Consider the following 26,501-nt stretch of genomic DNA (forward strand, 5'->3'; position numbering starts at 1 on the left):
ACCCCGCCGCGTACTGGCCCGACACCGGCGCCGCGCGCGCGCTGGGGCTGCGCACGGCCGCATCGCTGGACGACTGCATCCGCGACACGCTCGCCTGCGCCGGCACGTCCCTGCAACCCACCGAGACCGAACCGACATGAAGGTTGCCCAATACATCGCCCGCTTCCTGGCGGACCAGGGCGTGAAAGAAGTCTTCACGCTCACCGGCGGCGGCGCCATGTTCCTCAACGACGCCTTCGCCTACGAAGGGCGGCTGCGCCCCGTGTACTGCCATCACGAGCAGGCCTGCGCCATGGCTGCGGAGGGCTACGCCCGCGTGGCCGAGATGCCTGGCGTCGTCAACGTCACCACCGGCCCCGGCGGCATCAACGCCCTCAACGGCGTGTTCGGCGCGTACACCGACTCCATCCCGATGCTGGTCGTCTCCGGCCAGGTCAAGCGGGCCACGCACCTCGGCGCCACGCCGGTGCCCGGCCTGCGGCAGCTGGGCGACCAGGAGGTGGACATCGCCAGCATGGCGCGGCCGGTCTGCAAGGCGGTGTTCCAGCTGTTCGACCCGGCGCAGGCGCCGGAGGTGATCGCGCGCGCCTGGATGCTGTGCCAGGAGGGGCGCCCGGGCCCGGTGTGGATCGACATTCCCATCGACGTCCAATCGGCGGAGATCGAGGCGCCGGCGTCGCCGCCCGGGGTGGAGCCGCCGGTGTCGGCATGCCTGTCGGGTGACACGTTGCGCGCGCGGGTCGACGGCCTGCTGGACCAGTTGCAGGCCGCGCAGCGGCCGCTGTTCCTGTGGGGCACCGGCGTTCGGCTCAGCCGCCAGCAGCAGGCCCTGCTGCAGGTGGCCGAAGCCTTGCAGATCCCGGTGGCGACCGGCTGGACGCACGACACCATCGCCTCGTCGCATCCGCTGTTCGCGGGGCGGCCGGGCAGCATCGGCACCCGCCTGGGCAACATGGTGCTGCAGTCGTCCGATCTTCTGCTGGTGCTGGGCAGTCGGCTGAACGTGCGCCAGACCAGCTACAACTTCGACGCCTTCGCCAAGAACGCCCATGTGGTGCAGGTCGACATCGACCCGGCCGAACTGGACAAGCCGGTGTTCCGGCCCGACGAAGGCGTCGCCGCCGACCTCGCGCAGCTGGCGCCGCTGATGCTGCAGCGCATCCGCGAGCGCGAGTTGCAGCCCGCCGAACACCGCGCGCGCTGGCTGGCCTGGATCGCGCGCCGCCGCGCGGCCTATCCGGTGGTGGCGCCGCACCTGCGGCAGCTGCGCGGCGAACGCATCAATCCGTACTGGTTCGTCGAGGAGCTGTTCCGCCAGTCGCGCGAGGACGACATCTTCGTCGGCGGCAACGCGACGGCCTGCATCGTGCCGTTCCAGGTCGCGCCGATCGAGGGCGCGCGGCGCCTCATCTCGAATTCGGGCTCCGCCTCCATGGGGCACGACATTCCCGCATCGGTCGGCGCGGCATTCGCGGCGCCTGCGCGGCGGGTCGTCTGCCTGGCCGGCGACGGCAGCGCGCAGCTGAACATCCAGGAGCTGCAGACCATCGCCACCTACGGCCTGAACCTGAAGGTGGTGATCCTGGCGAACGAGGGCTACCTGTCGATCCGCTCCAGCCAGCAGAACTTCTTCAAGCGGCTGGCCGGCGAAGGGCCGCAGAGCGGCGTGAAGCTGCCCGACTACTGCGCGCTGGCCACGGCGTATGGACTTGCCGCAGACCGCGTGAGCGGCGCCGATTTCGCCGCGCAGCTCGCGCGCGCGCTGGCGCGGCCGGGTCCCGGGCTGATCGAGGCGATGCTGGACGGCGCGCAGGGCTTCGAGCCGCGCATGAGTTCGCGGCAGTTGCCCGACGGCACCATCGTCACGCCGTCGCTGGAAGACATGCACCCGTTCCTGGAACGCGACGAGCTCGCGCGGGCGATGAGCCTGGAGGATTTCTGATGGGACGGGCCTGCCCGGTGTGCCGCTGCGTGTCGCTCGCGCCGCTGCAGCCGGTGCGCTATGCGCTGTTCGACGACTCCAGCCTGCCGCGCAAAACGGTCGTCGCGCGCTGCGCGCAATGCGGCTTCGTGTTCGCCGATTCGGAGGCCACGGAGGACGATTACCTGCGCCATTACCGCGTGGGATCGGTCTATGCCGCGCCGCAGGTGCGTGCCGGTGCCGGCGAGCGCCCGGAAGACATTGCCAGGCTCGCGGCCGCTTGCGCGCGGTTCACCGACCGGCTCTCGGTGGACGCCTTGTTCGTCGATATCGGCGCTGGTTCGGGCGGGTTGCTCCAGCAGGTGCGCGCCGCCACCGGCTGCCGCGTGCTGGGCATCGATCCGGACGATGCCTGCGTGCAGGCCCTGCGCGGCCGCGGCCTGGACGCGGCCCGTGGCGAAATCGCGGCGGACCTTGCGCACAGGTACGCGGGGCAGGCCCGGGTGGTCGCTCTCAGCCACGTGCTCGAACATCTGTGGCAGCCGCGCGAGGCGCTGGTCATCGCGCTGCGCATGCTGGCGCCCGGCGGCGCGGTGTACGTGGAGACCCCGGACCGCGACGGCTATGCCGAGTGCGCGAACGTGCCCAACTATTACTTCGATCCCGAGCACATCAACCACTTCGCCGTGGCCGACCTGAGCCGGCTGGCCGTAGAGTGCGGCGCGCATGCGCGGGCAAGCGGACGCGGCCGCATCGCGCTGGCTGCGGGCATCTCCTACCCGGTGTGCTGGGCGGTGATCGAGCGCGGCGCGGCACAGGCCGGCATGCAAGTCCCGGCGACGGACGCCGGCACCTTCGACACCTTCCTGTCGCTGCAGCGCGAAGCCGCTTTGCAGTGGCGCGACGCCGTGCGGCACTGCCTGGCCGACGTGGCGCCGCCGTTCATCGTGTGGGGCGCCGGCAGCCAGACCCAGCGCGTGCTGGCGCAGGACGTGCTCCCGCGCGGCGCGATCGCCTGCATCGTGGATGGAGACCCGTCCAAACAGGGACGGCGGCTCGACGGCATCGATGTGCTGGCGCCCGACAGCGGGCTGGCCGCGCATGCGCAGGCCCCCGTGCTGGTGCTCGCCGCGGCGGCAGCGGCCAGGGCCATCCAGGCCGACATCGCGCGCCGCTGGCCGGGCCGCCGCGCCATCGACCTGTCGCTCGGTACACAACCTGCGCAGGCGATCCATGCTTGACCGCCTCGCCGCCGAACTGCTCAAGCGGCCGCGCACTGGCACGCTGCCGTCCGACGTGCTCGTCTACGGCGCCGGCGGGATGGGCCGGCGTGTCGTGCAGCTGCTCACCCGCAACGGCGTCAAGGTGCACGCGGTGCTGGACCGCCACGCGGTTGCGTCCGCCGAGTGCGAAGGCGTTCCGCTGCTGCAGCCCGGCACCGCGGCGGCAACGCCACCCGGTGGCACGTGGGCCGTCGTGGTGGCGATCCACAACCCGGCGCACCGCGTGGCCGACGTCGTCGAACACTTGCGCCAACTCGGGTTCGGACCGGTGCTGACGCCCGTGGACCTGTGCGACGCACTGCCCGGGGCGCTGCAGGGCGGCTTTTGGCTGGCGCCGCGCTCGGTGTACCAGAGCTGCGAGCCAGCGCTGGCCGACCTGGGCCGCATGTTCCACGACAATGCCAGCCTCGCCTTGCTGCGCGGCGTGCTGGGCCTGCGGCTCGGCGGCGACTATGCCCAGGCGCCGCTGCCCGACCCGCACCAGTACGTGCCCGCCGACCTGCCGCGCTGGCCCAATCCGCTGCGCCTGATCGACTGCGGCGCCTTCACCGGCGACACCATCGAAGCGTTCGAGGAGGCCGGCTACTCCATTGAGCAGGCGCTGTGCTTCGAGCCGGACCCGGCGAACTACCAAGCCCTGGCCGCCCGCCTGCGCGCGCGCGGCACGCGGGGCATGGCCCTGCCCTGCGCCGTGTCGGCCTGCGCGCAAACGCTGCGCTTCAGCGCCGAAGGCGCGGGCTCCAGCCATTTGCAGGCGGACGGCACGACCATGGTCCAGGCCCTCGGTTTGGACGAAGCCTTTCCCGCCTTCGCGCCCAATCTGCTGAAGATGGACATCGAGGGCGCCGAACCTGAGGCCCTCGACGGCGCCATGGGCATGATCGCGCGCCACCGGCCGGGCCTGGCGATTTCCGTCTATCACCGTCCCGAGCATCTGTGGACAATACCGCTCAGCCTTGGCCGGCGGCTGGACGGCTACGAATTCTTTCTGCGCGCCCATTCGCACAACAGCTTCGACCTGGTGCTGTATGCAAGGCCGCACACCCCCGCAAGGGCATCTGGAGCATTGCAATGACGTATTACGAGGAGGGCCAGCGGCTGTTCGACGGCCTGTTCGTGCTGGAGCTGGCCAACAACCACTGGGGACGGCTCGACCGCGGCTTGCGTATCGTCACCGACTTCGCGCGCGTGGTTCGCTTCAATAACGTGAAGGCGGCGATCAAGCTGCAGTTCCGCGATGTCGACGCGTTTATCCACAAGGACTTCCGCGACCGCGCCGACATCCGCTACATCAAGAAGACCATCGACACCCGGATGAGCAAGGACGACTACCGCACGCTGGTGGAGCACGTGCGCGCCTCCGGCTGCGTGCGCATGTCCACGCCGTTCGACGAAGCGTCGGTCGACATGTGCGTCGAGCTCGGGGTCGAGATCATCAAGATCGCGAGCTCCGACCTGAACGACTGGGTGCTGATCGAGAAGATCGCCACCACCCGCAAGCCGGTGATCGTGTCCACCGGCGGCTCGTCGCTCAAGGACATCGACGACCTGGTCAAGTTCTTCCGCAACCGCAACATCCCGCTGGCGATCAACCACTGCGTGTCGCTCTACCCGTCCGAGGACTCCGAGCTGGAGATCAACCAGGTCGACTTCCTGAAGTCGCGCTATCCGGAAAACGTGATCGGCTACTCCACGCACGAGATGACCGACTGGTCCAGCTCGGTGATGATCGCCTACGCCAAGGGCGCGCGCACCTTCGAGCGCCACGTCGACATCGAGGCCGACGGCATCCCGGTGTCCAAGTACTGCACCCTGCCGGAGCAGGCGGACACCTGGTTCAAGGCGCACAAGAAGGCCGAGGAGATGTGCGGCCCGCCCGGCACGCAAAAACGCATTCCGCCGCCCAAGGAGATCGCCTACCTGGATGGTCTGGTGCGCGGCGTCTACGCCAGGCGCGACCTGCCGAAGGGGCACGTGCTCACGACCGGCGACGTCTACCTGGCCGTGCCGCTGCAGAAGGGCCAGATCTCGTGCCGCGAGCTGATGAACGGCGAGACGCTGCGCGAGCCGCTGAGCGCCGACGGCGCCATCATGATCGACCACATCGACGGCCCGCACGCGGAGAACGCGTCGCTGCGACGCCTGATCTACGCGCGCGGCCTCTGAAGGTGGTGCCGGGCATGGGCAAGCGGCTGGTCAGCGTCGTTAGCGGGTGCTACAACGAGGAAGGCAACGTCGTTCCGCTGTACGAGCGCATCTGCAAGGCGTTCGCGTTGGTGCCCCACTACGATTTCGAGATCGTCTTCATCGACAACCAGTCGCAGGACGCCACGGTGGCCGACATCATGGGCCTGTGCGCCAGGGACCCGCGCGTGAAGCTGATCGTGAACGCGCGCAACTTCGGCCATGTGCGTTCGCCCTACCACGCGCTGCTGCAGGCGCGCGGCGACGCGGCCATCTGCATGGCCGCCGATCTGCAGGACCCGCCCGAGCTCATTCCGGAATTCCTCGCCGCCTGGGAGCAGGGCGCGTCGGTGGCGGCGGGCGTGTACGAGCGCCCGCCGGAAGGCGGTCTGTTCGGGTTCGCGCGCAAGCTCTATTACAAGATCATCACCGGCGTCTCCGAGACGCCGCCGGTTCCCGCGTTCACCGGCTTCGGCCTGTACGACCGCCGGGTCGTCGAACTGCTGCGCCAGGTGGGCGGGCCTTATCCGTTCGTGCGCGGGCTGGTCTCGGAACTGGGCTTGCCGATCACCCGCATCCCGTTCCAGAAGCACAAGCGTGCCGCCGGCATCACCAAGAACAATTTCCTGACGCTGGTCGACCTGTCGCTGCTCGGGCTCACCAGCATGTCGCGCGCGCCGATCCGGTTCGCCACGCTGCTGGGCGCGACGATGTCGGCGCTGGGCTTCCTGGTCGCCCTGGTCTACCTCGTTGCCAAGCTGGCGTTCTGGGACTACTTTCCGCTCGGCCAGGCCCCGCTGCTGATCGGCATCTTCCTGTTCTCCTCGGTGCAGATCCTGATCGCGGGGTTGATCGGCGAATACATCGCGGCGCTGCACCAGCGCGCGCAGAACCATCCACACGTGGTGGAGCTGTACCGGGTCAACTTCGAGCCGGCGTCGACGCTGGATCCCATTGTGGGCCCGTCCCGCAGTCCGTCGGCGCATGAAGCCTGAACGGAGAATGGCCACCGCGCTGGCCAGCGAGAAGGTCCGCTTCATCGCCGCCGGGCTGTGGAACACCTTCTTCGGCTGGGCCGCCTTCAGCGCGCTCTGGCTGCTTTGTCACACCTGGTCGCCGCTCTGGCTGATCGCCGCGGCCGCACATCTGGCCGCCACCACCCAGGCCTTCGCCGTGCAGCGGCAACTCGTGTTCGTGCAGGGCCGCACCGGACGGCCGGTGCTGCAGTTCCTGCGGTTCCAGCTGGCCTACGCCGTGCAACTGGTCCTGGGTGTGCTGCTGATCAGCGCCGCCGCGGCACAAGGCGTGCACCCTCTCGTGGCGCAACCGCTCGCGCTGCTGCTGTTGGCGGTGGGCGGCTTTTTCATGGGACGGGATTTTGTGTTCACAACAGACTCGCCGCAGCCGTCGAACCTGCTGCGCCGCAGTGGCGACTGGGTGCGCAGGCACGCTGCCCAGCTGGTGTTCTTCGTGCTGTCGCTGGCCGCCTTCGAGCGCTTCTGGGGCTCGCGCTTCTACACCAGCCTGGACCACGTCGGCCACGACTTCACCCTCTCGGCGCTGGCGCTGCTGGAAGGCCGATGGTGGGTACAGAGCAACGGCTTCATCGGCGGCATGCTGAACCCTCCGTGGTTCACGCCGGCCTGGTGCGGCGGCACAGCCTTCTATGCCGACCCGCAGGCGGCGTTCTATTCGCCGCTGCAATTGTTCGCGCTCTGGGTCGATCCGTTCACCGCGAGCCACCTTAATGCGCTGCTGTTTGCCGGCGTGGCGTTCTGGGGCGGGTACCTGCTGGTGCGCAGGGTGTTCGGCTGGAATGTGGCGGGCGGCATCTTGTTCGGCGCGCTGGGCATGGCCAACGCATTCATGCCTTTGCGCTCCGCGGTGGGCGAACTCGGCTACCAGCCGCTGTACCTGTGGACCTGGCTCGTCCTGGCCCTGTGCTGGCCGGCCGCGCGCAATGGATGGCGCAGCTGGCTGGCCGGGCCCGCCATTGGCGTGGCTCTGTGTCTGACCGCCTGGCTGCAATTCGGTTTCGGCGGAATGCTCGTGCCCGCATTCCTGGCCGCCGTGCTCCTGTGCCTGGTGGCGGTGGCGGCCGGCAAGACCACCCTCGTCGCAGTGCTGGCGCGGGCGGCGGCGGGAGGGTTCGGCGCGATCCTGCTCAATGCCTCCAAGCTGTACGAGAGCATCAGCCTGATGCGCAATTTCCCGCGCGACTTCTACGGCATGCCGGGCTTCGCCAGCCTGGCCGATGCGCTGATGTCGGCGCTCTTCGCGCTGGTGCAACCGTCCCAGTGGACCGCGATATTCGCCAGCACGCGCATGCAGAATGTGCGCTTCACCGTGTTGCCGCACGAATGGAATTTGAACTTCGGCTGGGGCGCGCTGTGCCTCGCTTGCATCGCGTGCGTGGTGCTGCTGGCGCGCGCGAATCGCTCACCGGGCGCCCGGCCGCCGCCGGCCTCGGCTTCGCCGAGCCAGGTGACGGCGCTCGCCGGGATCGTGGTGCTGCTGGCGATTCCGTTGCTGCTGATGTGGAGCAACGGCGCCGTGCAGGAGGGCATTAAGCGGATCCCGATCCTCAACAGCACCGCCTGGCCGATGCGCTGGGTGGTGGTCTACCTGCCGCTCGCGCAGTTGCTGCTGGCGTGGCCCTTCGAAAAGCTGATGGCATTCCAGGCCGATGCGCGCGGTGGACGACCCTGGCAGTGGACGGGCGCCGCGCTGGTGCTGGTCTGGGCCGGGCCGGCGACCGAACCCGTGGACTACTACCTGTCCTCCGACATCCAGGCCTACGATCCCAAGCCGGTGCTTCAAGCCTTCCATCGCAGCAGCGACCATGGGCCGGTCCCGATCACGAGCATCGCCCTGCCGACCGGCCAGCCGCTGTTTGCGCACCGCAATGACACGATGCTGGCGGGCGCCTCGCAAGGGCTTTGCTACAACCCGATCTACGGCTACCGGCTGGAGAGTTTTCCGCAGCCGCAGCGGTTGCGCGAAGGACCGGCTCTTGCGGTGGATGCGAGCGGGCGAAGCTTGCTACTGAACCCGGCCTGCCTCGTGCATCCCGACGAAAACCAGTGCAAGCCCGGCGACGGGTTCAGCGTGGGTGATCCCGCCCAGCGCCGCGAAGCGGAGATGTTCCTCGGCCGCCACCCGTTCCAGTGGCAGCGCCCGGCGCTGGGACGATACCTCTCGCTGGTGTCGCAATTCTCATTCGGGCTGCTTGCGGTGCTGCTGTGCCTGCGGCTCGGGATGGCGCTGCGCACGCGCCCTCCCGCCCCGTGATGTCAGCGGCTCGAGGCGGGCAATGCCGCGGCTGATGCCGCAGTGGCAGCCGTGAACCGCCGGCACACGTCGGGCGTGTCCTTCCGCTGGCAAAGCTGCTCCAGGAAATTCCGCCGGACGATGTCGGCCTCGACGCCGACGCGCGGAACATACATGCCGCGGGCTTTCGCGTAGGCCGCCTCGCCATCGGTCCAGCGGTCCTGGCCGTAGATCGCCAGGCTGCGATACAGGCGGGCGACCGGATTGTCCGGCCGGTAGAAGGCGGCGACTTCGGCGGAACGCTGCGCCTCCTTGAATTGGCGCAGCCCGCTCTGGCCTTCCGACAACGTGATGTAGGCATAGACCAGCGCCCACCCTCCGAACTCCTGGCGGTTCAGCTGCGCATCCGCCAGCGGCACGCCGTTGCGTTCCAGCACGAGGTGCGGCTGCGGTTCGGCGGCCAGCGCAGCGACGAGCTTGCGAACACCCGCTTCGGGCTGTCCGATACGGATCAAGTATTGCGCGTAGGGAATCGAGAGCTTGAGCGGCAGGGGGCCGCGCGCCTCGGCTTCCGTCAGGATCTTGCCCGCAAGCTCGTTCTGCCGGGTCTTGAGCGCCGCCCCGGCCAGCGAAAACTGGGCAAAGGGATCCTCCGGGTGCTTCGCGTATGCCCAGCTGAACAACGCCACCTCATTGCGCCACAGGGGCAGCGTGAGGTGGACATTCACCAGCGCGAGCGCGACCCACGCCGCGGCCACGATGCCGCAGAGCAGCGGCAGCCGGGCACGCATGATGGGCGACAGCCTCAGCATCCATCCGCGCAGGTCGATGGATGCGAGTGCCAACACTCCCAAAGCAACGGGCAGGACGAGGAAGCGCTCATGCCCGATGTTGCCGACGATCATCAACGGCACGGCGTTGGAGACGGGCAGCAGCGACACAAGGGTTGCGGTGGCCAGCAACCGCGAGCGCGATGGCCGCCAGACGCTGTATGCCGCGAATACCAGGCATGCAGCCACGAAGGCTGCGCCAGCGGCGGCCTCGGCATCGGTCATAGCGGACACGTCGAAGGGGTGCAGCGGCCCCAAGTCCATGAAGGGCCACACCATCAGCTTGAAATAGAACGCGAGCGTTGCGCCGGCGAAGCCGACACGGCGCAGCGGCGAGGCCAGCATCGCCTGCAGGGTCGGGTCGCTGTTGACATTGGCCGACAGGTAGTGCCCGCGCGCGACCAGATACACGATGCCGGCTGCCACGAGCAGCACGTACCCGAGCAACTCCTTGCCCTGAATCGATGCGCGCATCGCCTGCGGCAGGGGCGCCTGTGGACGGCGCAGTGCCCAGAGGAAGAAAAAGGCGACCATCGGCAACGTGGCGGCCATTTCCTTGCAGCCTGCGGCGAGCAGGAAAGCAAAGGCAGCGCCCACGCATGCGAGGACCGAACCGCGCGCCAGCAGCAACAGCGCCAACAGGCTGAAAAACGTGACCCCCAGATCGAAGCGGCCGGAGATCCACGCGACGCCTTCGGTCAGTACCGGGTGCAACCCATACGCCAGCATGGCGAACGCGGCTACCACGGGGGCGCGCTCCGGGCGCGGATCGAAACTGCGCCGCAGTTTGGCGGCAAGCAACCCGACCATGAGGATGTTGGTCAGGTGCAGCAATAGATTGGTCAGGTGCGACCACATGGGCTCGGCACCGGAGAGCCGCAACTCGGTGACGAACGACGCCATGACCAGCGGCCGGAAATAGGCCGTGCCCGCCAGCACGGGCGCGGTCACGACGGACAGGAAATCGCCGTTGCGCAGGTCGGAGCTGGTGATGAAGAAGACGCCGTCGTCCCAGACGTAGTCGAACCCCAGGACCACGCGGTAAAGCCAGGCAACAGCGAGGAGGACCGCCACCGGAAGCAGGAACGGTATCCAACGGGAGCCCTGAAACACAAAACCCCCGAATCCGGGGGTTTTGCTGCCGAATGGCTGAGCGCGCATTAGCTGCGGCACTGGCCAGGACGGTACTTCGGAAGCAGGGTACCACCCGTGCAGCTCCAGGTGATGACACCGGAGGGGATCGTGCTGGCAGCCAGGGAAGCGCCAGCCGCATCGCGCGGGCTCAGGACGATGTTACCGGCACCAGCCTTGTTGGTATAGGAGATGGTGATCACGCCGTTGGTGGGGTTCAGGTCCACAGTCGAGACGTTGTCCGTAGCGGACGTGAATGGGGTCCAGCCGGACGACAGCGTGGTCAGACCGTTGGCGGCGTTTTCAGCCACCGAGGTCTTGGCGCTGCTGGCCACCGCCAGACCTTCCGTCACGCGGGCGCGAACGGTGTAGTCCTGGTAAGCGGGCAGCGCGACGGCCGCCAGAATGCCGATGATCGCGACCACGATCATCAGTTCGATCAGGGTAAAGCCCTGTTGCAGTTGACGCTTCATAAGTACCTCCAGAGTGTTTGAGAAGAAGCTCAGCTATCCAGCAATCGGCGTGCCAAGGCTGCACATACGAATTCAGGATTAGTTTTGAGCCGCCCTGTAGGCAATGCCTGACATTACCCGCCTTATCCTGCTGACAAGTTTGTCCTGCGCGACAACTGATGTCATTTGATACAGACGGACCGGACCTGCTTCAGGTCGGTCAACCCCATCAGGACCTTCTCCATGCCGTCCATCTTCAGGGTGTGCATGCCGCCCTCTACCGCCATGGAAAACAGGTCGGCGACCCGGGCCCGCTCCTGGATCAGCTTTTTCATCGGGTCGTCGGCGACCAGCAGCTCGTGCAGGCCGATGCGACCCTTGTAACCCGTTTTATTGCATTTCTGGCAACCCACCGGTTTGTACAGCCGCAGCTTGCCGTTCTCGCCATGGCTCTTCACCCAGCTGTCGTACAGCTTCCTGGCCTCGCCGGCGTAGTCGGTCTTCCAGGCGCTGGTGTGCCGCAGTTCCTCCGCGTACTCCGCGACGAAGGAGCGGATTTCCTCGGCGTCCGGGGCATATTCCTGCTTGCAGTCGCACAGCTTCTTGGCCAGGCGCTGCGCCAGGATGCCCAGCAGCGCGTCGGCGAAGTTGAACGGGTCCATGCCCATGTCGAGCAGGCGCACGATGGACTCCGGCGCCGAATTGGTGTGCAGCGTGGAGAACACCAGGTGGCCGGTGAGAGAGGCTTCCACGCCCATCGATACGGTTTCCTTGTCGCGCGACTCGCCCACCATGATGATGTCCGGATCGGCGCGCAGGAAGGCGCGCATCACCAGCGCGAAGTCGATGCCGGCCTTCCTGTTGATCTGCACCTGGCGCAGGCCCTTCTGCGTGATTTCCACCGGGTCCTCGGCGGTCCAGATCTTGGTGTCCTGCTTGTTGAGGAATTTCAGCACCGAGTGCAGCGTGGTGGTCTTGCCCGAACCGGTGGGGCCGCACACGTAGAACAGGCCGTAGGGCTTGCTGACGGTCTTTTCCAGCCGCTCGCGATTGGCCGGCATGAGCCCCAGCTTGTCCAGCGGAATCGGCTCGCCTGCGGCCAGAATTCGCATGACCACGTCTTCCACGCCGCCCGAGGACGGAATGGTCGCGACCCGCAGTTCGATGTCCAGCGGGCCGTATTTCTTGAACTTGATCTTGCCGTCCTGCGGCTTGCGCTTCTCGGAGATGTCGAGGTCGCACATGATCTTCAGGCGCGTCACCAGCGCCTGGCGGAAGTGCGCAGGCACTTCGATGTAAGGCTGCAGGCTGCCGTCGATGCGAAAGCGGATGCCGGTCTTCTGCCGGCCCGGCAACGGCTCGACGTGGACGTCCGACGCGCCCATGTTGTAGGCGTCGACGATCACCTTGTTGACGAACTTCACCAGCTCGTTGTCCGCGGCCGCCGATTCCAGCGCCGACATGTCGCCGCCGCCCTCGTCGTCCATCGGCGCGTTGAGGTCGGCCAGCAGCTCGTCGATCGAGGCGCCGTTCTCGCTGCCATAGAGTTGCGCCAGCGTTTCCTCGAATTCGGTCTGCGTGGTGACCCGCCAGCTGAACCTGGAAAACCGCGAAAACACCTGCGGCACGATGCGCGAGTTGCGCACCGCCTCCGGGTCGGTGCACATCACCACCAGCCCGTCGGCCGACTCCTCCAGCGGAATCCAGGCCTGCTCCTCGACGAAGTCGCGCTTGAGGCTGCCCTGCAGCGCCTCCGAGCGGATGCGGCCGGACTTGAACGGCTCGTAGGGAACACCGAAAAACTTGGCGAGCGACGGGCCGATCTGCGCCGGGCGGATGCGGAAGTCCGACATCAGCACGTGCTCGACCGCCTGCGCGTCCTCGCGCGCCTTCTGGATGCAGTTGTGCAGCTCCTCGGCGCTCATCACGCCGACGGCCACCAGGCCGTCGTACCTGGTGGCCTTGCGCCGCGGCTCGTCGTCGGCCTTGTGCATGCGCTGGCGGATCGCCGTGGCCAGCGTCTTGCACAGCTGCGCCGCGCCTTCGACTTCCAACTCGCCGAAGGCCTGGTCGCTCTTGTTGTTGATGACCTGCAGCACGCCGTACAGCGCCTGGCCGTCCATGATCGGCACCACCAGCATCTGCTTGGTGCGGTAGCCGGAGCGCTTGTCCACTTCCTTCAGGAACGACAGCGACGGGTGGATGCGTTTGAGCTCCTCGTCCTCGTAGACATCGGCGATGTTCACCATGTGCTTGGACCAGGCCGCGTAGCCGGCGATGCTCTGCGCACTGACCGGCAGCTTCAGCTCGCGGCTGGTGTTCAGCCCGGTCTTCACCTTGGAGACGATGGCCGCGCCGTCGTCGCTCACCGCGTACAGGGTCAGGCGGTCGGCGTTGAACAGGCGGCATATGTCCTGGCTTGCTTCGAGCATCAGCTGCTCGACGTTCTCGGTCTCGTGGATCTTGGTGCTGACCTGCTGCAGCTGGCGGAAGAACAGCGCCTCGAACGAGACGCCGCGCTTGTCGGGCGGCAGCTGCTGCGAGTCGAAGAACGCCTGCTCCGCGTTGCGCGGCGGGTGGAGGACGGCGTTCATGCGGGATACCTCACAGGTCGAATTCCTGGCCCGCGCGCAGCCAGCGGATGTCGTGCGTCACGTTCGGGCCGAAAGGCTGCGTCTGGTCGAAGCGCTGAATCTCCGCCATGATCATCTCGGTCTCTGCCGGCTTGGTGTGCGTGATGAAGATCGGGAAGCGTCTGCCCTCTTCGATGCAGTCCAGCTCCTGCGCCAGCGCGTGCGGCGACAGGTGCAGGCTGCGCTTGGCGAGATCCTTCTCGCGGTTGCTGAACGCGGTCTCGATGACCAGCGCCGCCACGTTCATCTGGTTGATGCGCCGCCAGAACGCCGGATTGCGCTCGGTGTCGCCGGTGAAGACCCAGCAGCCGCGGCCGGCCGTCACCGCGTAGCCGCAGGCAGGCACGGTGTGCACCGCCGGCAGCACTTCGATGTGCTTGCCGGCGATGGTGAGGATCTGGCCCACGTGGATCTCGTGGAAGCTCACGAACGGCGCCTGCGGGCTCGGGATGCGGCTGAAGTCCGGCCAGATCACGTTGTTGAACACGTGCGTCTGCAGCGCCGCGAGCGTGCCGGGCAGCGCATAGACGCGCACCGGCTCGGTGATGTGCGAGGCGATGGCGTCGATCATCAGCGGCAGCGCCGCCACGTGGTCCAGGTGCGAATGCGTGAGCAGCACGTGCTTGACGCCGCGCATCTCCTCCAGCGTGAGGTCGCCCACGCCGGTGCCCGCGTCCACCAGCACGTCGCCGCCGACCAGGAACGACGTGGTCCGGCAATCCTTGGCGATTGCCCCGGAGCAACCGAGCACCCGGACTTTCATGGCATCGCCCTCATTTGGTTTCGAAATTGGTGGCGCCGTCCCAGGCGGGGTCGAACGGCAGGCGCCGCATCGAGGCTACTCTCTCGGAATACAGCTCGTAAAGGTACTTTTTGGCGTTCATCCGCTGCAGGTTCAGCATCGGCAGGTCGCATTGGTCCCAGTCCTGCGCGCGGTACGCTTTCAAAAGGGCATTCCAGGCCTTGAGTTCGTCGGTGAGCGCCTTGTCCACGCGTTCGGCCGGCGCCACCGGCCAGAAGATCGCCACCGCCTGCGCCTTGCCCTTGACGCGCACGCGATCGAGCTCCTGCCAGGCGAAGCCTGGCGCCAGCTTGCGCGTGGCCTCGCCCACCACGATGTCCACGCCGTACACCTTGGACAGCCCTTCCAGTCGCGAGCCGAGGTTCACCGCGTCGCCGATCACCGTGTAGCTGCGGCGCACGTCCGAGCCCATGTCGCCCACGCACATGGTGCCGGTGTTGATGCCGATGCCCACGCCGATCTCCGGCAGCCCCCTGGCGCGGTGCTCCTCGTTGATTTTGCGCACCGCGCTGGCCATCTCCATCGCCGTCTTCACGGCCAGGTGCGCGTGTTCGGGCAGTTCCACCGGCGCGCCCCAGAAGGCCATCACACAGTCGCCCATGTACTTGTCGATGGTGCCGCGGTTGTTGCGGATCAGGCCGGTGAGCCGGCTGAACACCTCGTTGAGCAGGTGCTGCAGCTGCGTGGGCTCCATCTGCTCGGACAGCTGGGTGAAGCCGCGCATGTCGCAGAACATGACGGTCAGCTCCTTGTTGGCCGCCTGCATGCTGTAGCTGTCCGGGTCCTTCACCATCTCGTCCACCAGCTCGGGGGGGACGTAGGTGCCGAACAGGTTGGCCAGTTCGCGCTTGCTGCGGCTTTCCACGAAGTAGCCGTAACTCATGTTCAGGGCGAAGGCTGTGAACACCATCGCCACCGCGCCGGCCAGCGGCAGCACCAAACCGTACCCGAGGTACAGCCACAGGTTGAACGCCACCACCGCGCCCAGCACTGCCACGCTGAGCAGCACCGCGCGCAGCGCCGGCAGCAGCCGCAGCGCGAACGCCAGCAGCACGCCCGCCACCAACAGCACGGTGATCTCGAAGCCGACGGCGTAATCGGGCTTGACCAGCATCTTGCCGTCCAGCAGGCCCGAGATCATGTTGGCGTGGGTTTCCACGCCGGGATAGGCCTCGCCCACCGGCGTCACGCGCAGGTCCAGCAGGCCGGGCGCCGTGGTGCCCAGCAGCACGATCTTGTCCTTCAGCGCGCCGGCGGGCAGCCGCTTGCCCAGCACGTCGGAGGCCGCGACGTAGCGGAACGAGCCGCCGGCCGGACCGCCGCGGCCGCGGAACGGCACCAGCGCCGCCACCCGGTCGTCCACCGGCACGGCCAGCGTCTTGTCGCCCTGGCGCAGCAGGATGCTTTCCAGCCCCTGGTAGCCGCGCCCGATGAAGCGCTCCTTGGGAAATCCAGGCTGCACCGCCGGCAGGCCGGCCAGCGTGCGGAACATCGCCAGCGACAGCGATTCGTAGTAGTTGCCCTTGTGCTCGGCCACCAGCGGAATCGAGCGCACCGCGCCGTCGCTGTCGGTGATGGAGTTGAAGTAGCCGGCCAGCGGCGCGGCCTGCGCCAGCGGCTCGATGTTGGCGCCGTAGCCGTCCCAGCTGGTGAAGCGGATCGGCCGGCCGCGCAGCGCGTCCTGCGTCATCACCGGCCTGGGCAGCACGCCGGAGGTACGGCCGTCACGGTCGCTGGTGAGGTAGTAGCCCATCACCACCGGGCGCTTTTGCAGCGCGCGGGCGAACGCGCCATCGTAGTCGAGCGCGCCCTGCATCTGCGCCAGGCGCTCGGCGAAGCCCGGCTGGTCCTTGAATTCGGCCTGTGCGAGCTGGCGCAGCCGCTTCAGGCCCGAGCTGTCGTCGGCCTCGGCGAACAGCACGTCGAAGCCGAGCAGCGCGACCTGCTGGCGCTCGAACAGCTCGTCGGCCAAATCGGCCAGGCGGTTGCGGCCCCAGGGCCAGCGGCCGACTTCCGCCAGGCTCTTCTCGTCGATGTCGATGATCACGATGCGCGGGTCCAGCGTCGCGGGCATGGTCGCGCGCAGGCGCGCGTCGTAGATGGAGTCGTCCAGCCGCTGCAGCATGCCGAGCGGCAGCGCACCGGCGGCGTGCAGCAGCGTGAACAGCAGTGGAACGAGCGTGACCGCGATGCGCGGCCAATGCCTGGACAAGGACACCATGGGTGCCGGCTCTCCCTCTTCGCAAAGACGGCCGGCAGCGCCGGCGATCAGGCCTGCACGAACTGCATCTGCGTGCCCGCCAGCTCCAGCAGGTCGCCGCTTTTCAGAAGGACCGGATCGGCGCCGACGGGTGTCCCGTTGAGCATCGGCTTGCTGCCGCCCTCCACGTGCGCTACCACGAAGCCGTGGGTTCGCTTCGTGATGGCGGCCACGGCCACGCCGGGCTTGCCGATGGTGGTGACCACTTTCACCAGCGCGACTTCACGGCCGGCCGCGGCGCCGGACAGCACCTTGATGGTGGCCGAAGCGGCGGCCAGCTCCGCCGGAGCCGACACCGGCCCGGCCGGCGCGAGCGCGGGCGACGGCACATGCGCGGCAACAGCCGCCACGGGCTCGGGCGCCGGCGCCGGCGCCGGCACGGGCGGCTTGGCGACCGGCGGCACCATGCCGGCCTTCAAGATCATGGTTTTCTCGAAGTTCGCGCCCGGAACCTCGTTGATGTACTTGATCTTGTACTTGCCGATCTCGACCGTGTCGTTGTTCTGCAGCAGCTGCTTCTTCACGGCCTTGCCGTTGACGTAGGTGCCGTTGGTGCTGTTGAGGTCTTCCAGGTAGACCTCGTTGCCGGCCATCTGCAGCACCGCGTGTTCGCCGCTCACGGCAAGGTTGTCGATCACGATGTCGTTGTACGGCCGCCGGCCGAGCGTCGTCCGGTCCTTGGTCAGCTGGACTTCCTTGATCACGACACCGTCGATCGAAACGATCATTTTCGGCATGATCGACTCCTGTTCATTTGTTGCGCAACTGCAAAACTAATACCAAAGACTCTCACCACCTCATTGTCTCAACAATCGGGAGATCAAGCCCCTTTTTTTGGCGCCATTGTTGGCTTGAGCCAGCAACACCGAGATATTGTCGCGCCCGCCGTTAGCGTTCGCCGCCTCGATGAGCTGGCCCACCTTCTGCTCCAGGGGCACGTCGGCCGCCAGGATACGACCGATCCCCTCGTCGTCCACCATGTCGGACAGCCCGTCGGAGCACATCAGGAACAGGTCGCCGGGCTCCACCCGGTGCTCGTTGACTTCCAGCAGCACCGCGTCTTCCACGCCCAGTGCCCGCGTGACCAGATTCTTGTTGCTCGAGGTGGCGGCCTGCTCGGGCGTGATCAGCCCGGCATCCATCTGTTCCTGCAGCAGCGAATGGTCCTTGGTGATCTGCGCCAGCTCGCCGGCGCGCAGCCGGTAGCAGCGTGAGTCGCCGATGTGGCCGAGCATCAGGCGGCCGTCGTTGAACACGCCCAGCACCAGGGTGGTTCCCATGCCGCTGTACTGCGGGTTGGAGTTGGCGGCGTTGAAGATCGAGCGGTTCGCGTTGTCGACGCAGATCTCCATCGCCCGCCGCACTTCGCGCGCGTTGGCCGAACGGCCGGCCTGGGCCAGCCAGCGCCCCAGCTCCGACTTGATGAAGGTCGTTGCCATGCCGCTGGCGATCTCGCCGGCGTTGTAGCCGCCCATGCCGTCGGCCAGGATGCCCAGCCGGGTGGGTTCGTCGATGGTGACGGAGTCCTCGTTGTTCTCGCGTGCGAGCCCCGGATCCGTGCGCATGCAAAACTCGTAGTCCATATCGCGGATCAGGTCTCCAAATCGCGAGCGCCAGGCCTGGCGCTCGCGATGATCGTCTTCTCGAAGACACCGGCGGCGGCCTGATCGATTTTCTGAGTCGCATCATAGCTGGGCAGTGGCATGGTGCCGCCGCCGCCCACCGGCGTCTCTTGGGGTGTTTCTCTAGGCGCTTCTTCGGGCGCGGCAACCGACGTGGGCGCGGGCGTGACATCGCGTTCGGCGAGGAACGCGCGCAGGTCGGCGGCGAAGCGGTCGCCGTCCTGGTAGCGCGCCTCGGGGCGCTTGTTCAGCGCCAGCGCCAGCACCTGCGCCAGGCGCTCGGGGACGCCGTCGCGCACCTGCCGCACGTCGGGCGCCTCCTGGTTGGCGATCTTGTACATCAGCTCGGCCATCGATTCGCCGCGGAACGGCAGCACGCCGGCAACCATCTGGAACAGCATCACGCCCAGCGAATACAGGTCCGAGCGGCCGTCCACCTTCTTGCCGGCGATCTGCTCGGGCGACATGAAGCTGGGCGTGCCCAGCACCAGACCGGTCTTGGTCTTGCTGGAGTCGGTGATGCGGGCGATGCCGAAGTCGGTGACCTTGACGACGTCGCTGTCCGGCTCGTACATGATGTTGGCCGGCTTGATGTCGCGGTGCACCACGCTCTGGCGGTGCGCATAGGCCAGCGCCTCGGCCACCCGGGCGACGATGGACACCACCTTGGGCAGCGGCAGCAGACTGCCGGGGCGGCAATAGTCGGCCAGGTCGCGGCCCTTGAGGAACTCCATGGCGATGTAGGCCAGGTCGTGCTCCTCGCCGGCATCGAAGATCGTCACGATGTTCTGGTGCTGCAGGCGGCCTGCCGTCTCGGCTTCGCGGAAGAAACGCTCGCGCGCGTCGTCCAGCTCCTCGCCCTCGAACTCCTGCGACAGCGCCAGCGTCTTGATCGCCACCACGCGGCCGATCTTCGGATCGCGCCCCTGGTAGACCACGCCCATGGCGCCCTTGCCCAGTTCCTTCTCGACCTGGTAGCGGCCCAGCATCGGCTTTTCGACGGCGCCGCCGTCCAGCAGCATGGTGCCGCCCGGGTGGCCGCCGCTGCCCAGGATCACCGTCTCCGACAGGTTCTTGGCGCGGTTGAGCTTGGACTCCAGGTCCTTGAACTTGCGGTTGTACACGGCCATGTGCTCGTACACCGCCTGGGCCTTGTTGAACTGGCGCTTGCGCTCGAAATCCAGCGCCAGGTTGTACAGGTTCTCCATCACCGCGTCGTTCACCGGCACGCGGCGGAAGCGGTCGAACGCCATGTCCAGCTGGCCCTGGCCCTGCAGCGCCAAACCCATCATGCGGTTGGTCTCGGCCGACTCCTCGTCCGAGCGCAGCTTGCCGGCCTCGGCGACCAGGAAGCGCTTGGTCGTCAGCGCCAGGTGCCCCAGCACCAGCAGGCCGGCCGGGAACACGAACTTGAGCCACAGTGCTGGGCCGGCGAGCAGCCCGTATTCGGTGCCGACCAGCAGCACGAACAGGCCCGCCGTGAGGCCCGCGGCCACGCCGGCCGACATGCGCGGCAGCACCGCCACCAGATAGCCCGCCACCAGCAGGAACACGCCGAGCGCGGCCCACACGCCCCAGCCCGGCTCGACCACGAAGTGCTCGGCCAGGATGCTGGAGGTGACGTGCGCCATCAGCTCCGCCGGCGACAAGCCGGCATTGCCGGGAGCCGGGAAGGTGGAGCCCACACCGGCCGCCGTGGCGCCGATCAGCACGATCTTGTCGGCGTACTTGGAGGCCGGCACCTTGCCATTCAGCACGTCGTAAAAGGAATCGACGGCGAAGGCGGGCCGGCCGTCCCTGCCGCGGTAGAACTGCGGCAGCATGCGGGCAGACTCGTCGGTCCGGATGCGCAGCTTGCCGATCTGCACCGACTCGCCCGGAACGAGCCGCAGGTCGCCGGGGCCGAGGTTCAGGCTCTTCATTGCGGCCAGCAGCGCCATCGAAGGCACTGCCTTGCCGTAATAGTTGACCAGCAGCGGATCGGAGCGAACCGCGCCGTCGCCGTCGCTCAGCTGGTTCAGGTGGCCGATGCCGGCGGCGGCATTGCCCAGCGCCTCCAGCGGAAACTGCCCGCGCACGGCCGGCACGGAAAAGCCGTTCTTCTCATCGACCGCGCTTTTGGCCACGGCGGCGGGCAGCGGCTTGTCGGCATTGCCCTGCGGTTCGCCGATCAGGTACACCGACGGCAGTAGCACGTTGCCGGCCTTGCCGACGCTCGTGGTCAGCTTGCCATCGCTGTCCAGCGCCTGCTCGGCCTCGTCCATCAGCTTGGCCAGCGCCTCGTTGCCCGCCGGATCGGCGGCCGGGCCGAGTGCGTCCTTGATCTTGCGGATGTAGGCCAGGCCGCGGTCGGTCTGCGGCTCGAAGAAGAAGGTGGTGTGGACGATGGTCTTGGCTTTGGCGGCCGCCAGCTGGTCGATCAGCTGGGCATGCACATCGCGCGGCCAGGGCCAGCGGCCAATGTTGGCGATGCTCTGGTCGTCGATCGCGATGATGGCGATGCGGTCCGACGGCTGGCGTGCGCTCTGCGTGCTGGCGAAGTCGTAGAAGCGGCGCTCCAGCGTGGAGAACAGGTCGGTCGACTGGTGCAGCACCAATACGGCGGCCACGGTCAGCAGGCCTGCGAACCAGTCCCGCCGCCAGAACTGGCGCCGCTGCGTCGACGATGATGAGCTCACTTCCCCGCCCCTTGTCCGAGAGTCGCGGGCGCCGCTGCGTTACATGCAGCCCGGCCGCGATTCGCGCCGACGGGCGCGTCACTCCTGCTTAAACGTTAACAGACAGCACATCCGTGGACAAGGCAATTTGTCACGGGGCACAAACGCTTTGTTTCAAATGTGCCACGAACCTGACAGCAGATCAGGCCGCTCGCTTGCGCGCCTGCAGGCCCTTGCCGATGACCACCACCAGCGCGGCGCCGGCAGCGGCGGCGACGTAATGCAGCCAGGGGTATTGCTGCACCACGTCCTTCAGCACGTTGTCGCCGACGATGGTTTCGCCGCCGACCCAGCCGATCAGCGCGGCGCCCAGCACCACGATGATGGGGAAGCGCTCCATCAGCTTGATCATCAGCGTGCTGCCGAAGATCACCAGCGGAATGCTGATGGCCAGGCCCAGGATCAGCAGCAGCATGCTGCCGTGCGCGGCCGCGGCGACAGCGATCACGTTGTCCAGGCTCATGACCAGGTCGGCGATGAGGATGGTGCGCACCGCAGCCGACAGGCTGCCGTGCCCCTGTTCATTGCCGCCATCGTCGTCGTCCTCGTCGCCCAGCAACTGCACGCCGATCCACAGCAGCAGCACGCCGCCGATGATCTGCAGGTACGACAGCGCCAGCAGCTTGGCCGCCACCACCGTGAGCACGATGCGCAGCAACACCGCGGCGCCCGAGCCGTACAGGATGGCCTGCTTTTGCTGGTGCGGCGGCAGCGTGCGCGCAGCCAGCGCGATCACCACCGCGTTGTCGCCCGACAGGATGATGTTGATCCAGATGATCTTGACCAGGCCGATCCAGAAATCGGCGCTTTGCAGGTACTCCATGCCGAGCTGCTCCAGTGTTTGAATGAAGAAGCGCCCGGAACCCGCGTTCCGAGCGCTCTTTTGCTTCTTTGGCAGCCGAAGTGTAAAGGCCCGCCGCGCGGACCCCCACCGTAATTCTGCTTAGAGCAGGGACTTCAGCAGCTTGCCCATTTCCGACGGGTTGCGCGTCACCTTGAAGCCGCACTCTTCCATGATGGCGAGCTTGGCATCGGCGGTGTCGGCGCCGCCGGAGATCAGCGCGCCTGCATGGCCCATGCGCTTGCCGGGAGGGGCGGTCACGCCGGCGATGAAGCCGACCACCGGCTTCTTCATGTTGTCCTTGCACCAGCGCGCGGCATCCGCCTCGTCCGGGCCGCCGATCTCGCCGATCATGATCACGGCGTCGGTTTCCGGATCGTCGTTGAAGGCCTGCATCACGTCGATGTGCTTCAGGCCGTTGATCGGGTCGCCGCCGATGCCCACGGCGCTGGACTGGCCCAGGCCGATTTCGGTGAGCTGCGCCACCGCTTCATACGTCAGCGTGCCGGAGCGCGAGACCACGCCGATGCGGCCCTTGCGGTGGATGTGGCCGGGCATGATGCCGATCTTGATCTCGTCGGGCGTGATCAGGCCGGGACAGTTCGGGCCCAGCAGCAGCGTCTTGCCGCCGCCTTTGGTTTCCTTGTTCTTCATGCGGTTGCGCAGGTTCAGCATGTCGCGCACCGGAATGCCTTCGGTAATGCAGATGACCAGCTCCAGGTCGGCTTCCACCGCTTCCCAAATCGCGTCGGCGGCGCCCGCCGGCGGCACGTAGATCACCGACACGGTGGCGCCGGTCTGCGCCTTGGCGTCCTTCACCGAGGCGAAGATCGGAATGTCGAAAATCCTCTCGCCGGCCTTCTTGGGGTTCACGCCCGCTACGAAGCAGTTCTTGCCGTTGGCATATTCCTGGCACTTCTCGGTGTGGAACTGCCCGGTCTTGCCAGTGATGCCCTGCGTGATGACACGCGTGTCCTTGTTGATGTAGATCGACATGTTGGGGTCCTTACGCTGCTTTCACTGCGGCAACGACCTTCTGCGCCGCTTCGGCCATGGTGTCCGCGCTGATGATCGGAAGGCCCGACTCGGCCAGCATCTTCTTGCCGAGTTCCTCGTTCGTGCCCTTCATGCGCACCACCAGCGGCACGCTCAGGTTCACCGCCTTGCAGGCGGTGATCACGCCGGTGGCGATGGTGTCGCACTTCATGATGCCGCCGAAGATGTTGACCAGGATCGCCTTGACCTTGCTGTTCTTCAGCATGATCTTGAAGGCCTCGGTCACCTTCTCGGGAGTGGCGCCGCCGCCGACGTCCAGGAAGTTGGCCGGCTCGGCGCCGAACAGCTTGATGGTGTCCATGGTCGCCATCGCCAGGCCGGCGCCGTTGACCAGGCAGCCGATGTTGCCGTCCAGGCTGATGTAGGCCAGGTCGAACTTGCTCGCTTCGATCTCGGCGGCGTCTTCCTCGTCCAGGTCGCGCAGCGCGACGATGTCGGCGTGGCGGAACAGTGCGTTGGCGTCGAAGTTGAACTTGGCGTCCAGCGCCTTGATGTTGCCGTTGCCTTCGAGGATCAGCGGATTCACTTCGACCAGGGAGGCGTCGGTGTCCATGTAGCAGGCGTAGAGCTTCTTGAGCACGTCCACCGCCTGCGCGGTGGAGCCGGCCGGCACGCCGATGCCGTTGGCCAGTTCGGTGGCCTGCGCATCCGTCAGCCCGGCCAGCGGGTCGGCGAACACCTTGATGATCTTCTCGGGGGTGGCGTGGGCCACTTCCTCGATGTCCATGCCGCCTTCGCTGGAGGCCATGATCGCCACCTTTTGGCTGGCGCGGTCGGTCACCACCGACACGTAATATTCCTTCTTGATGTCCGCGCCGTCCTCGATCAGCAGGCGCCGCACCTTCTGGCCCTCGGGGCCGGTCTGGTGGGTGACCAGCTGCATGCCGAGGATCTGTCCGGCCAGCGCCTTGACCTCATCCACCGAGCGGGCCAGCTTGACGCCGCCGCCCTTGCCGCGGCCACCGGCGTGGATCTGGGCCTTGACCACCCACACGGGGCCGCCGAGCTTCTGGGCGGCTTCCACCGCTTCCTGCACCGTGAACGCCGGGATGCCGCGCGGCACCGGCACGCCAAAGTTGCGCAAGATGTCCTTGCCTTGGTACTCGTGAATCTTCATGAGGTGTCGTCTCTCGAGGAACGGATGAGGGGCGGTGCGTCGGGCGGGCGCGGGCCGGGCGGCCGGCTGCCAAAAGCAGCCTTCGACTGTATCATGCTGCAACGCACAAACCCGCACGCCGGGTTTGCAGTGTCCCCAGGATGTCCGAGAGGAAGCGCGATGCCCAAGATCTTCATTGACGGCGAAGCCGGAACCACCGGCCTGCAGATCCGCGAGCGGCTGCAGGCCATGCCGCAGATCCAGATGGTCAGCATCGCGCCCGAGCTGCGCAAGGATCCGGCCGCCAAGCGCGAGGTAATGGCCTCGGTCGACCTGGTGATCTTCTGCCTGCACGACGACGCCGCGCGCGACTCGGCCGCGATGATCGCCGACATCGAGCGCAGCACCGGCCGCGCGCCGCGCGTGATCGACGCCTCCAGCGCGCACCGCGTCGCCGAAGGCTGGGTCTACGGTTTTGCCGAACTCGCTCCCGGCCAGCGCGAGGCCATCGCCAGTGCGAAGCGCGTGACCAACCCCGGCTGCTATCCCACCGGCACCATCGCGCTGATCCGCCCGCTGATCGATGCCGGCATCCTGCCGAGCGACCACCCGGTGAGCGTGCACGCGATCAGCGGCTACACGGGAGGGGGCCGCGGCATGATCGAATCGTTCGAGAAGGGCGAGTCCGGGCCGATGGAGATCTATGCGCTGGGCATGCAGCACAAGCACATGCCGGAGCTGTTGAAGTACACCGGCCTCACGCGCCGCCCGATCTTCGTTCCCGGCGTCGGCAACTACACGCAGGGCATGCTGGTCCAGTTGCCCCTGTTCCTGGACGAACTGCCGGGCAAGCCGGCCCTGGCCGACCTGCATGCTGCGCTGGTCAAGCACTACGCCGGCAGCGAATGGGTGACGGTGGAGCCGCCGACCGAAGGCGCGCGCATTGAAGCCACCGCGCTCAACAACACCAACAAGATGGAGCTGCGCGTGTTCGGCAACGAGGCCTTGCGCCAGGCCGTGCTGGTCGCCCGCCTGGACAACCTGGGCAAGGGCGCCAGCGGGGCGGCGGTGCAGAACCTGAAGCTGATGTTTTCACTCTGAAACGCTGCGCGGTCAGTCCTCGTCCTCGGCGCCGCCGAGCACGCGGTGGATCACCTCGCCGTTGAAGCCGCGGGCGGCGAGGAACCTCGCCTGCTTCGCGCGCTCCACCGCATCGGCCGGGGGCGCATCGAACTTCTTGCGCCAGACCTCGCGCGCGCGCGCCAGCTCGGTGCCGCGCAGGCCGGCCACCGCGTGCGCGATGCGCTCGGCGTCCAGCCCCTTGGCCTGCAGCTCCTGCCGGATGCGCCCGGCACCCAGGCGCGGCGCGCGGCGGTTCAGCACCGACTCCACCACGCGCCCCTCGTCGATGAAGCCGCGCGTTTGCAGTTCATCGAGCGCCTGGCGCAGCTGGCCCGGCTCGGCTTCGTGCCGGGCCAGCTTGCGTTCCAGCTCCTTGCGCGAGTGCTCGCGCTGCGACAGCAGCTTCAGCGCCCGGCCCTTGAGCGACAGTTGGCCGAACCCCATTGCGCCCTTATGCGTCGTCGCCGATGTCCGCCGGCAGCAGCGGGATCTCCAGCGATTCGCGCACCTTGTTCTCGATCTCGCGCGCCAGCGCGGGGTTCTCGCGCAGGAACTCGCGGGCGTTGTCGCGGCCCTGGCCGATCTTCTCGCCGTTGTAGGCGTACCAGGCGCCGGACTTCTCAAGCACATGCGCATTCACGCCCATGTCGATGATTTCGCCGTGGCGGCTGATGCCCTCGCCGAACAGGATGTCGAACTCCGCCGTCTTGAAGGGCGGCGCCACCTTGTTCTTCACCACCTTCACCTTGGTCTCGTTGCCGATGGCCTCTTCGCCCTTCTTGATGGTGCCGGTGCGGCGGATGTCCAGGCGGACCGAGGCGTAGAACTTGAGCGCGTTGCCGCCCGTGGTGGTTTCGGGGCTGCCGAACATCACGCCGATCTTCATGCGGATCTGGTTGATGAAGATGACCATGCAATTGGTCTTCTTGATGGTGGCGGTGAGCTTGCGCAGGGCCTGGCTCATCAGCCGGGCTTGCAGGCCGGGCAGCGAATCGCCCATTTCGCCTTCGATTTCGGCCTTGGGCGTGAGCGCGGCGACCGAGTCGATGACGATCAGGTCCACGGCACCGGAACGGGTCAGTGAATCGACAATCTCGAGCGCCTGCTCGCCGGTGTCGGGCTGGGAAATCAGCAGCTCCTGCAGGTTGACGCCGAGCTTTTGGGCGTACTGGATGTCCAGCGCGTGCTCGGCGTCGATGAAGGCGCACTGGCCGGCCTGGCGCTGCATTTCGGCGATGACCTGCAGCGTGAGCGTGGTCTTGCCCGACGATTCGGGGCCGT

Annotated in this window: 20 protein-coding genes; 7 read left to right on the forward strand and 13 right to left on the reverse strand. The window is 67.2% G+C overall.

Annotation, left to right across the window (positions count from 1 at the left end):
• Positions 1–136 precede the first annotated feature (136 nt).
• From H0U68_RS22830 to H0U68_RS22855, 6 genes are read left to right on the forward strand one after another with little or no spacing between them, the layout of a single operon-like run.
• Complete coding sequence (locus tag H0U68_RS22830) at positions 137–1,942, forward strand: thiamine pyrophosphate-binding protein (RefSeq protein ID WP_296359197.1); 1,806 nt, start codon at positions 137–139, stop codon at positions 1,940–1,942.
• Positions 1,942–3,162 carry a class I SAM-dependent methyltransferase gene (locus tag H0U68_RS22835; protein WP_296359198.1) on the forward strand — a complete coding sequence of 407 codons (1,221 nt, stop codon included), beginning with the start codon at positions 1,942–1,944 and terminating at the stop codon, positions 3,160–3,162. Before H0U68_RS22830 ends, H0U68_RS22835 begins: the two co-directional genes overlap by 1 nt.
• A complete protein-coding gene (locus tag H0U68_RS22840) occupies positions 3,155–4,279 on the forward strand; it encodes an FkbM family methyltransferase (RefSeq protein WP_296359199.1) in 1,125 nt (374 codons plus the stop codon). The genes H0U68_RS22835 and H0U68_RS22840 overlap by 8 nt, the downstream gene beginning before the upstream one ends.
• Positions 4,276–5,370 (forward strand): N-acetylneuraminate synthase family protein, encoded by a 1,095-nt coding sequence (locus H0U68_RS22845; protein WP_296359200.1) that lies wholly within the window; start codon positions 4,276–4,278, stop codon positions 5,368–5,370. The genes H0U68_RS22840 and H0U68_RS22845 overlap by 4 nt, the downstream gene beginning before the upstream one ends.
• A 14-nt stretch (positions 5,371–5,384) precedes the next feature.
• Positions 5,385–6,383, forward strand: coding sequence for a glycosyltransferase family 2 protein (locus H0U68_RS22850; RefSeq protein ID WP_296359201.1), 999 nt, complete (start codon positions 5,385–5,387; stop codon positions 6,381–6,383).
• A 7-nt stretch (positions 6,384–6,390) separates the two neighbouring features.
• Positions 6,391–8,679 carry a GtrA family protein gene (locus tag H0U68_RS22855; RefSeq protein ID WP_296359202.1) on the forward strand — a complete coding sequence of 763 codons (2,289 nt, stop codon included), beginning with the start codon at positions 6,391–6,393 and terminating at the stop codon, positions 8,677–8,679.
• A 2-nt stretch (positions 8,680–8,681) separates the two neighbouring features.
• Here the strand turns inward: H0U68_RS22855 and H0U68_RS22860 are convergent, their stop codons facing one another.
• The 11 genes from H0U68_RS22860 to sucC form a co-directional block, all read right to left on the reverse strand.
• On the reverse strand, positions 8,682–10,562 hold the full coding sequence (locus H0U68_RS22860) for a hypothetical protein (RefSeq protein ID WP_296359203.1): 1,881 nt from the start codon (positions 10,560–10,562) through the stop codon (positions 8,682–8,684).
• An 86-nt stretch (positions 10,563–10,648) separates the two neighbouring features.
• On the reverse strand, positions 10,649–11,092 hold the full coding sequence (locus H0U68_RS22865; protein ID WP_296359204.1) for a pilin: 444 nt from the start codon (positions 11,090–11,092) through the stop codon (positions 10,649–10,651).
• A gap of 161 nt (positions 11,093–11,253) precedes the next feature.
• Positions 11,254–13,665, reverse strand: coding sequence for an ATPase, T2SS/T4P/T4SS family (locus H0U68_RS22870; protein WP_296359205.1), 2,412 nt, complete (start codon positions 13,663–13,665; stop codon positions 11,254–11,256).
• 10 nt (positions 13,666–13,675) lie between these two features.
• Entirely contained in the window at positions 13,676–14,467 is a 792-nt protein-coding gene (locus H0U68_RS22875; protein ID WP_296359206.1) for a 3',5'-cyclic-nucleotide phosphodiesterase, read from the reverse strand.
• A gap of 10 nt (positions 14,468–14,477) precedes the next feature.
• Entirely contained in the window at positions 14,478–16,727 is a 2,250-nt protein-coding gene (locus H0U68_RS22880) for an adenylate/guanylate cyclase domain-containing protein (protein ID WP_296359207.1), read from the reverse strand.
• A 47-nt stretch (positions 16,728–16,774) separates the two neighbouring features.
• Positions 16,775–17,503 carry an FHA domain-containing protein gene (locus H0U68_RS22885; RefSeq protein ID WP_296359208.1) on the reverse strand — a complete coding sequence of 243 codons (729 nt, stop codon included), beginning with the start codon at positions 17,501–17,503 and terminating at the stop codon, positions 16,775–16,777.
• A 60-nt stretch (positions 17,504–17,563) separates the two neighbouring features.
• Entirely contained in the window at positions 17,564–18,349 is a 786-nt protein-coding gene (locus H0U68_RS22890) for a Stp1/IreP family PP2C-type Ser/Thr phosphatase (protein WP_296359209.1), read from the reverse strand.
• A gap of 8 nt (positions 18,350–18,357) precedes the next feature.
• A complete protein-coding gene (locus H0U68_RS22895; RefSeq protein ID WP_296359210.1) occupies positions 18,358–21,066 on the reverse strand; it encodes a serine/threonine-protein kinase in 2,709 nt (902 codons plus the stop codon).
• Positions 21,067–21,247: 181 nt separating this feature from the next.
• The gene (locus H0U68_RS22900; protein WP_296359211.1) at positions 21,248–21,928 is read right to left on the reverse strand and encodes a TerC family protein; all 681 of its coding nucleotides are present in this window, start codon (positions 21,926–21,928) and stop codon (positions 21,248–21,250) included.
• Positions 21,929–22,048: 120 nt separating this feature from the next.
• Positions 22,049–22,942, reverse strand: coding sequence for a succinate--CoA ligase subunit alpha (sucD, locus tag H0U68_RS22905; protein ID WP_296359212.1), 894 nt, complete (start codon positions 22,940–22,942; stop codon positions 22,049–22,051).
• 10 nt (positions 22,943–22,952) lie between these two features.
• Positions 22,953–24,119: an ADP-forming succinate--CoA ligase subunit beta gene (gene sucC, locus H0U68_RS22910; protein WP_296359213.1), complete on the reverse strand. Its 1,167-nt coding sequence runs from the start codon at positions 24,117–24,119 to the stop codon at positions 22,953–22,955.
• Between the two features lie 159 nt (positions 24,120–24,278).
• Between sucC and argC the strand changes: the two genes are divergently transcribed.
• Entirely contained in the window at positions 24,279–25,199 is a 921-nt protein-coding gene (gene argC / locus H0U68_RS22915; RefSeq protein WP_296359214.1) for an N-acetyl-gamma-glutamyl-phosphate reductase, read from the forward strand.
• A gap of 12 nt (positions 25,200–25,211) precedes the next feature.
• On the opposite strand, the gene recX is transcribed toward argC, so the two are convergent.
• Together recX and recA are read right to left on the reverse strand one after the other, a co-directional pair.
• On the reverse strand, positions 25,212–25,664 hold the full coding sequence (gene recX, locus H0U68_RS22920) for a recombination regulator RecX (RefSeq protein ID WP_296359215.1): 453 nt from the start codon (positions 25,662–25,664) through the stop codon (positions 25,212–25,214).
• 7 nt (positions 25,665–25,671) lie between these two features.
• On the reverse strand, positions 25,672–26,501 hold an 830-nt coding region (recA, locus tag H0U68_RS22925), incomplete at its 5' end, for a recombinase RecA (protein WP_296359216.1).

Origin of the sequence: Ramlibacter sp., assembly GCF_013697775.1 — a bacterium.
Lineage (GTDB): Bacteria > Pseudomonadota > Gammaproteobacteria > Burkholderiales > Burkholderiaceae_C > Ramlibacter.

Coding starts and splice junctions, on each gene's coding strand:
- H0U68_RS22830 (WP_296359197.1), top strand. CDS start 137: ATGAAGGTTGCCCAATACATCGCCCGCTTCCTGGCGGACCAGGGCGTG.
- H0U68_RS22890 (WP_296359209.1), bottom strand. CDS start 18,349: ATGGACTACGAGTTTTGCATGCGCACGGATCCGGGGCTCGCACGCGAG.
- H0U68_RS22880 (WP_296359207.1), bottom strand. CDS start 16,727: ATGGTGTCCTTGTCCAGGCATTGGCCGCGCATCGCGGTCACGCTCGTT.
- H0U68_RS22850 (WP_296359201.1), top strand. CDS start 5,385: ATGGGCAAGCGGCTGGTCAGCGTCGTTAGCGGGTGCTACAACGAGGAA.
- sucC (WP_296359213.1), bottom strand. CDS start 24,119: ATGAAGATTCACGAGTACCAAGGCAAGGACATCTTGCGCAACTTTGGC.
- H0U68_RS22845 (WP_296359200.1), top strand. CDS start 4,276: ATGACGTATTACGAGGAGGGCCAGCGGCTGTTCGACGGCCTGTTCGTG.
- H0U68_RS22875 (WP_296359206.1), bottom strand. CDS start 14,467: ATGAAAGTCCGGGTGCTCGGTTGCTCCGGGGCAATCGCCAAGGATTGC.
- H0U68_RS22840 (WP_296359199.1), top strand. CDS start 3,155: ATGCTTGACCGCCTCGCCGCCGAACTGCTCAAGCGGCCGCGCACTGGC.
- H0U68_RS22885 (WP_296359208.1), bottom strand. CDS start 17,503: ATGCCGAAAATGATCGTTTCGATCGACGGTGTCGTGATCAAGGAAGTC.
- recX (WP_296359215.1), bottom strand. CDS start 25,664: ATGGGGTTCGGCCAACTGTCGCTCAAGGGCCGGGCGCTGAAGCTGCTG.
- H0U68_RS22835 (WP_296359198.1), top strand. CDS start 1,942: ATGGGACGGGCCTGCCCGGTGTGCCGCTGCGTGTCGCTCGCGCCGCTG.
- H0U68_RS22865 (WP_296359204.1), bottom strand. CDS start 11,092: ATGAAGCGTCAACTGCAACAGGGCTTTACCCTGATCGAACTGATGATC.
- H0U68_RS22870 (WP_296359205.1), bottom strand. CDS start 13,665: ATGAACGCCGTCCTCCACCCGCCGCGCAACGCGGAGCAGGCGTTCTTC.
- H0U68_RS22900 (WP_296359211.1), bottom strand. CDS start 21,928: ATGGAGTACCTGCAAAGCGCCGATTTCTGGATCGGCCTGGTCAAGATC.
- sucD (WP_296359212.1), bottom strand. CDS start 22,942: ATGTCGATCTACATCAACAAGGACACGCGTGTCATCACGCAGGGCATC.
- argC (WP_296359214.1), top strand. CDS start 24,279: ATGCCCAAGATCTTCATTGACGGCGAAGCCGGAACCACCGGCCTGCAG.
- H0U68_RS22855 (WP_296359202.1), top strand. CDS start 6,391: ATGGCCACCGCGCTGGCCAGCGAGAAGGTCCGCTTCATCGCCGCCGGG.